We start from the raw sequence: 6756 nt of genomic DNA, 5'->3' as shown, positions 1-6756 counted from the left end.
CCGCGGCCGGCCACCCCGCCCCGACGCGGCGCGCCGCCGCGCCGTCCGTGCCGTGATGATGATCCAGGGCAGCCTGGTGATGGCCCGGGCGCTCAATTCTCACACGCCGTTTCGCCAGATGCTGGACGACCTGCCGCAGGAGCTTCTCGGATGACCGCACGCTACCTGGAAACCGTCTTCACGCCCGCCGTGCGCGCTGCGCAGGCGGCCAATGGCAGCCGCGAGGCCTTCGATCACCGGCTCGGCGCCGCGGGACCGGACCGCCTTGGCGAGCAGGAGGCCGCCTTCATCGGCGCGCGGGACAGCTTCTATCTCGCCAGCGTCACCGAGACCGGCTGGCCCTACATGCAGCATCGCGGCGGCCCGCAGGGCTTCGTGAAGATCCTCGACCCGGCGACCATCGGCTTCGCCGATTTCCGCGGCAACCGGCAATATGTGAGCCTCGGCAATACCAGCGCCGACGACCGCGTGGCGCTGTTCTTCATGGACTATGCCCGCCGCGCCCGCCTGAAGCTGCTCGGGCGGATGCGCGCGGTGGAGGCCGGCGCGGACCCGGACTTCGTGGCCTTGCTGAGCGACGCCGGCTACAAGGCGCGCGTGGAGCGCGCCTTCGTCATCCAGGTGGAGGCGTTCGAGTGGAACTGCTCGCAGCACATCACGCCGCGCTTCACCGCGGCCGATCTGGCGCCCTCCGTCCACGCCATGCGCGCCCGCATCGCCGAGCTGGAAGCCGCGCTGGCCGAGCGCGACGCGGCGGCCGGCGGTCCGGCGGGATGACGCGGGATCAGACCGGCAGGCGCAGGGTTGCCCTAAGCCCGCCCATGGGGCTGTCGGCGAGCACCACGTCGCCGCCATGGGCGCGGGCGATGTCGCGGGCGATGGACAGGCCGAGGCCGGTGCCGGAGGCGTCCTGGTTGCGCGCGTCGTCGAGGCGCAGGAAAGGGCGGAACACCTCCTCGCGCTTCTCCTCGGGAATGCCCGGCCCGTCATCGTCGACGCTGACGATGAGATAGCGTGCGTCGCGCGTGCCGGTGATCTCCAGCGTCCGGGCGTAGCGCACGGCATTGCCGACGAGGTTGCCGATGCAGCGCTTGAGCTGCTCGGCCTTCACCTCCACCAAAGGCGGCCCCATGAAGCTCGCGCGCGCCACCGCACCGTCGCGCTCGGCATTGAGGCGCAGGTCCTCGATCAGCTGGCTCATGTCGGTAAGCTGGGCCTGCTCGCCGGGATCGCCGCGGGCGAAGGCGAGATAGGCCTCAAGCATGCCCTGCAATTCGTCCACGTCTTTCTTGAGCGCCTCCACCTCCGGCCCCTCGGGCAGGAAGGCGAGTTCCAGCTTGAAGCGGGTGAGGATGGTGCGCATGTCGTGGGAGACGCCGGCCAGCATGGTGGTGCGCTGCTCGATCTGCCGTTCGATGCGCCGCTTCATCTCCAGGAAGGCGATCGCCGCCCGGCGCACCTCGCGCGCCCCCCAGGGGCGGAAATTCTCTACGTCCCGCCCCTTGCCGAACGCCTCGGCCGCGTCGGCGAGGTTCTCGATCGGGCGGATCTGGTTGCGCAGGAACAGGATGGCGACGGTGAGCAGCACCAGCGAGGTGCCCACCATCCACAACAGGAAGATGTGCGAGTTGGAGGCGTAGGCCGCGCTGCGCGGGGCGAAGATGCGCAGCACCGCGTCGTCCATCTGGATGCGCACGTCGATGAGGTCGGAGCGGCCCACGGTGTCGATCCAGAACGGCTGGCTGACGCGCCTGCCGATCTCGCGCGAGAGCGCGCTGTCGAGGATCGAGAAGAACGGCTTCGGTCCCTGCGGCGGCAGCGGGTCGGGCGGCAGCACCTCCACATTGAGCAGCAGGTTGCGCCAGGCGATCCGGCGCAGGACCGCATGGTCCTTGTCCGGCGGCAGCACCTTGTAGAGCGCCACCACCGCCGAGATGTCCTGGCTCACGGAGGCCGAGAGCCGGCGCGTCACGGTGTTGTAGTGGCGCTCCATGAACACGAAGGCGACCACCGACTGGAGGATCACCATGGGCGTGACGATGATGAGCAGCGAGCGGGGGTAGAGCCCCTTCGGCGTCACGCGGTTGAGCCACGCGGAGAATTTCGCGTTGGCCTCCGCCAGCCGGGCGCCGAGGCTCTTGAGGGCCCCGAGCCCCGTGTCGGTCGTGCTCAAGGGGTCACCACCAGCCGGTAGCCGATGCCGCGCACGGTCTGCAGGTGCGCCGGATTGGCGGGATCGCGTTCGATCTTGCGCCGCAGGCGGTTCACCTGCACGTCCACGGCGCGCTCGGAGATGGCACCGCCGCCCGCCAGCGCGAGGCGCGGTACGGTCTCGCCCGGCTCGGTGGCGAGCGTGCGCAGCATGTCGCGCTCGCGCTCGGTGATGCGCACCACCTCGCCGGCGCGGGTCAGCTCGCCGCGATCCAGATGGAAGGTGAAGTCGCCGAACTTCACGCTCTCGATCGCTTTCTGCGGCGGCGGGGCGGCGCGCTTGAGAATCGAGCCGATGCGCAGCAGCAATTCGCGCGGCTCGAACGGCTTGCCCAGATAGTCGTCGACGCCCGCCTCCAGGCCGTTGATGCGGTCGGCGATCTCGGACCGGGCGGTGAGCATCAGGATCGGCACCGCGGAGGTGGTGCGCAGGGAGCGCGCGAGGTCGACGCCGCTCTCCCCGGGCATCATCACGTCCAGCACCAGAAGATCGAAGGCGAGCCCGTCGAGCCGCGCGCGCGCCTCGGCGGCAGAGGCGGCGGTGGTGACGCGATATCCGTTCTCGCTCAGGAAGCGCATGAGCAGAGCGCGGATGCGGCTGTCGTCGTCCACCACCAGGAGATGGGGCGCGTCGTCCGGCAGGCGCGCCTGGGCGGAGGGGGCGGTGGCGGTCTCGGACATCGAATGCTCCCGGCGCCCGCGCCGCGCGCGGGGCTCTGCAGGTCTATGGGCGCGCGGGCGGCGGTTCTCAGACGCGCCGCGCCCGGTCGGCGCGCTGGATCAGCCGCTCCACCGCGGCGCGATCATCGGGGTTGATCATGGCGAGAAGGAAGCGGTAGGCCCCCTCGCGGCCGTTTGGCCCGCAGGTGTCGAGCGCGCGCGAGATGCGCCGGCTCTGGATCTCGGTGAACTGGCGCGCCAGCGTCTCGCCCTTGGGGGTGGGGAACAGCAGGCGCTGGCGGCGGTCCGAGGCGCCCGCGCGGCTCTCCACGAAGCCCTCGTCCACCAGCTCCCGGAGCACCCGGCCGAGGCTCTGCTTGGTGATGCGCAGGATGTCGAGCAGGTCCGTGACGCGCATGCCCGGATGCCGGTTCACGAAATGGATCACCCGGTGGTGCGCCCGGCCGAAGCCGATGGGCGCGAGGATCTCGTCGGGATCGCCCACGAAGTCGCGGTAGGCGAAGAAGAAAAGCTCGATCAGATCCACCAGCGGCGCGTCCTCGCCGCGCTCGGCCGGGACGGCGCGCTCGGCTTGGGCGGCGGGGGCGGCGAGAATGTTTATGTCAGCCATGTTGACTTTTTTCAGTGTGATCGTTACGCAGGAACTCGGTTTCGCGAAATGATCGGTCGCCGACGGTATCGCAGACGTTCGATCCTTTCGTGGTGTTGCCAGCTTCCTTAGCGGGCGTAAAGATATCTTCATGTGGCACCGCTGCAAAGCGAATGCGGTGCCCGTGGGGAGGGGCGCGGTCATCCGCGCCGAGGAGGAGTCTTCATCATGAGCGTGGCGTCTGTCCCCTTCGATCAACGTGACGGCTTCATCTGGTACGACGGGGCCCTGGTGCCCTGGCGCGATGCCAAGCTGCACGTGCTCTCGCACGGCCTGCACTATGCGAGCTGCGTGTTCGAGGGCGAGCGCGCCTATGGCGGTGAGATCTTCAAGTCGTCGGAACATTCCGAGCGGCTGCGCCTGTCGGCGGAGATGCTGGACTTCACCATCCCCTATACCATCGGCGAGATCGACGCCGCCAAGCGCCTGACGCTGGAGAAGAACAACCTCACCAACGCCTATGTGCGCCCGGTGGCGTGGCGCGGCAGCGAGATGATGGGCGTCTCGGCGCAGAACAACAAGATCCACCTCGCCATCGGCGTGTGGGAGTGGCCGAGCTATTTCGACCCCGAGCAGCGCCTGAAGGGCCTGCGGCTCGATCTGTCGGAGTGGCGCCGGCCCGACCCGGCCACCATCCCCTGCCGCGCCAAGGCGGCGGGCCTCTATATGATCTGCACCATCTCCAAGCACCGCGCCGAGCGGCGCGGCTATGCCGACGCGATGATGCTGGACTATCGCGGCCTGGTGGCCGAGTGCACCGGTGCCAACCTGTTCTTCGTCAAGGACGGGGTGATCCACACTCCGACGCCCGACTGCTTCCTCGACGGCATCACCCGCCGCACGGTGATCGACCTCGCGCGCCGGCACGGCATCGAAGTGGTGGAGCGCCACATCAAGCCGGAGGAGCTGTCCGACTTCTCGGAGTGCTTCATCACCGGCACGGCGGCTGAGGTGACCCCGGTCGGCTCGATCGCGGACTGGACCTTCACCCCCACCGGCATCACCCACCAGCTCATGGACGCCTACACCGCGGAAGTGCAGCCCAAGAAACAGGCCGCGTAAGCGGACTGTTTCAGAATAAGCGGCTAGAAACAGGCCGCGTAAGCGGACTGTTTCAAAGGGAGCAGGCGGCAACAGGCCGCTTCAGCGGGCTGTTTCAAAAGGCGCGGGCGGCAACAGGCCGGGTAAGCGGGCTGCCGCCGCTTCGCCCGCCATCCGGCCGGAGCCTGCGGCCGATCGGGCGGCGGCCCACGGTCCGGGCGGGAATGGCTGCGGCCGCAGCGGGGCAGCCGCCGGGCGATTGTCCGGCCGCGTCCTGCTTCGGGCTTTCCTTGCCTCGGGCTTTCTCGCAGGCCTTCCTGCCTCAGGCCACGGCGAGGCTGAACGGTTCGCCCTCAAAGGCGTCCTTGCCGCGGCCGATGGCGGCGATGGCGGCCACCATCCGGCCATCGCGGCGCAGGGCGGCATCCGCGAGCGCGACGATGCGCGGGTTCGGCGTCGCGGTCGGCGAGGCCTCGCGCAGGCGCAAGGCGAGGTCCATCTCGTCGCGCTCCGGCAGCAGCGCGCACAGGGTGGCGTAGGCTGCGGCGGTGGATCGCGAGATGCCCGCATAGCAGTGGATCACCAGCGGCGCCTCCCGCGGCCAGGCGGAAACGAAGTCGAACAGCTCGTGCATGTGGCTGTCGGCCGGCGCCACCAGCCCTTCGATCTCCTCGGCGATGTCGTTGAGGCCGAGGAACAGGTGGTTGGTGGGATCGACGTTGCACGGCCGCGCCAGCACCGTGCCGCCGTTCATCAGCGTGATGACGTGGCGCGCGCCCGAGCGCTCCACCGTCTCGTGAAGCCGGGAAAGGGAGCAGACATGGATCATGGCTTCAGCTCCTCGAACCGTTCGAGGAACCGGGCTTTCGCCCGGTCCGCCGTCCAGGGCGACAAATACTCCTGAAGCACCGCCGGGTCGAGCGGCGCCGGGGCGCCGAAGAAGCGCCGCGCCTCCGGCTCGGCGAAGCCGGCGAGTTGCGTCGCCTCGTAGTAGGCGGCCGAGCGGTCGGCGCTTTTGACGATCTTCACGAGCGCCACCGGCCAGTGGACCGGCAGCGAGAAGCGCCGCGAGATGGCGGCCAGAAGGCGCGCCTCCACCGCCTTGTAGTCGCCGCCGATCACCGCCTTGAACGGGGAGATCATGTCGCCGATCACGTATTCGGGGGCGTCGTGCAGCAGCACGCACAGCCGCCAGCGGGCGTCGATGTCGGGAAACGCCGCGCGGGCGATGCGCTCCACCAGCAGCGCGTGCTGCGCCACCGAGAAGATGTGCGCGCCATGGGTCTGGCCGTTCCAGCGGGCGACCCGCGCAAGGCCGTGGGCGATATCCTCGATCTCCACGTCGAGCGGGGAGGGGTCGAGCAGATCGAGCCGCCGCCCGGAGAGCATGCGCTGCCATGCGCGCTGGGGGCCGGCGCGGCGCGCCGGGGGGTGATCTGGCTTCATCTCGCTCACGAATCGGGCCTTCCGTCTCGAAGCGGACGTTAGGCCGGAGGGGCCGGGTGCGCCAATGCCGCCCGGAATGGGAATAAAGTTGCACAAAGTCAAAATACACTCTTAGATTGATTATGGGGTTCCAACGACCAGGAATTGCAGCAGCGGGGGGCAGCGTGCGCGGGTCTGAAAGACGGGTGGCGGCGGGTCTCGCGGCGCTTGCCCTCGCGGGTTGCGCAAAGTCGGCGGACCAGGTCTCGGCGGCCTATGTCTCGCCCCTCCAGTACCAAAGCTATACCTGCCAGCAGCTGGCCCAGGAGGCCGAGCGCATCTCCGCCCGCGCCGTGGCGCTCACGGGCACCCAGAACCGGCAGGCGGCGTCCGACGCGGTGGTTACGGCCGTGGCGGTGGTGATCTTCTGGCCCGCCGCCTTCATGGTCGGCGGCGACAACGCCCAGACCGCCGAGCTGGCGCGCCTGAAGGGCGAGATGGAAGCCATCGAGCAGATCTCGATCCACAAGAAATGCGGCATCGTCTTCCGCACCGAGGAGGCGAAGTCGTAGGCGGGAGCTGCCGTTGCCGGAGCGGCCGCGGGGCGACTACTGTGCTGCCCGCCGATCCCGCCGGAGTTGCCGATGAGCGAAGCCGTCCGTCCCACCCTTGCCGCGAGCGCGGCGGTGTTCCGCGACGGGCGCGTGCTGCTGGCGCGGCGCGGCGCCCATCCCGGCGGCGGCCTGTGG

The 6756-nt window shown here is 69.5% G+C and carries 8 protein-coding genes; 3 read left to right on the top strand and 5 right to left on the bottom strand.

Translation table 11 applies throughout. The features are described from left to right. Positions 1–150 precede the first annotated feature (150 nt). Positions 151–777: a pyridoxamine 5'-phosphate oxidase family protein gene (locus AC2W7M_RS16875; protein ID WP_486133455.1), complete on the top strand. Its 627-nt coding sequence runs from the start codon at positions 151–153 to the stop codon at positions 775–777. A 7-nt stretch (positions 778–784) separates the two neighbouring features. Here AC2W7M_RS16875 and AC2W7M_RS16870 read toward each other — a convergent pair whose 3' ends face one another. The 3 genes from AC2W7M_RS16870 to AC2W7M_RS16860 all read right to left on the bottom strand — a co-directional run bounded on the left by AC2W7M_RS16870 (position 785) and on the right by AC2W7M_RS16860 (position 3502). Further along, positions 785–2173, bottom strand: a complete 1389-nt coding sequence (locus AC2W7M_RS16870; protein WP_486133453.1) for an ATP-binding protein — start codon at positions 2171–2173, stop codon at positions 785–787. Continuing rightward, positions 2170–2892, bottom strand: a complete 723-nt coding sequence (locus AC2W7M_RS16865) for a response regulator (protein WP_486133451.1) — start codon at positions 2890–2892, stop codon at positions 2170–2172. Before AC2W7M_RS16865 ends, AC2W7M_RS16870 begins: the two co-directional genes overlap by 4 nt. A 67-nt stretch (positions 2893–2959) precedes the next feature. Next, a complete protein-coding gene (locus AC2W7M_RS16860) occupies positions 2960–3502 on the bottom strand; it encodes a MarR family winged helix-turn-helix transcriptional regulator (RefSeq protein WP_486133449.1) in 543 nt (180 codons plus the stop codon). 213 nt (positions 3503–3715) lie between these two features. Between AC2W7M_RS16860 and AC2W7M_RS16855 the strand changes: the two genes are divergently transcribed. Next, entirely contained in the window at positions 3716–4603 is an 888-nt protein-coding gene (locus tag AC2W7M_RS16855) for a branched-chain amino acid aminotransferase (RefSeq protein ID WP_486133458.1), read from the top strand. Between the two features lie 301 nt (positions 4604–4904). Here the strand turns inward: AC2W7M_RS16855 and AC2W7M_RS16850 are convergent, their stop codons facing one another. Continuing rightward, positions 4905–5411: a tyrosine phosphatase family protein gene (locus tag AC2W7M_RS16850; RefSeq protein ID WP_486133447.1), complete on the bottom strand. Its 507-nt coding sequence runs from the start codon at positions 5409–5411 to the stop codon at positions 4905–4907. Then, positions 5408–6028 (bottom strand): YfbR-like 5'-deoxynucleotidase, encoded by a 621-nt coding sequence (locus tag AC2W7M_RS16845; RefSeq protein ID WP_486133456.1) that lies wholly within the window; start codon positions 6026–6028, stop codon positions 5408–5410. Before AC2W7M_RS16845 ends, AC2W7M_RS16850 begins: the two co-directional genes overlap by 4 nt. A 185-nt stretch (positions 6029–6213) precedes the next feature. Between AC2W7M_RS16845 and AC2W7M_RS16840 the strand changes: the two genes are divergently transcribed. Further along, complete coding sequence (locus AC2W7M_RS16840; protein WP_486133445.1) at positions 6214–6579, top strand: hypothetical protein; 366 nt, start codon at positions 6214–6216, stop codon at positions 6577–6579. Positions 6580–6756 lie beyond the last annotated feature (177 nt).

The organism is Xanthobacter sp. BG11Y11_SDJG (assembly GCF_057364445.1).
Note: the sequence above shows the minus strand (reverse complement) of the source record. Positions and strands in the feature narration are given on the sequence as shown.

What these genes read in the sequence shown, in the direction of transcription:
- AC2W7M_RS16875 (WP_486133455.1), top strand. Translation starts at nt 151, where the DNA reads ATGACCGCACGCTACCTGGAAACCGTCTTCACGCCCGCCGTGCGCGCT.
- AC2W7M_RS16865 (WP_486133451.1), bottom strand. Translation starts at nt 2,892, where the DNA reads ATGTCCGAGACCGCCACCGCCCCCTCCGCCCAGGCGCGCCTGCCGGAC.
- AC2W7M_RS16860 (WP_486133449.1), bottom strand. Translation starts at nt 3,502, where the DNA reads ATGGCTGACATAAACATTCTCGCCGCCCCCGCCGCCCAAGCCGAGCGC.
- AC2W7M_RS16850 (WP_486133447.1), bottom strand. Translation starts at nt 5,411, where the DNA reads ATGATCCATGTCTGCTCCCTTTCCCGGCTTCACGAGACGGTGGAGCGC.
- AC2W7M_RS16845 (WP_486133456.1), bottom strand. Translation starts at nt 6,028, where the DNA reads ATGAAGCCAGATCACCCCCCGGCGCGCCGCGCCGGCCCCCAGCGCGCA.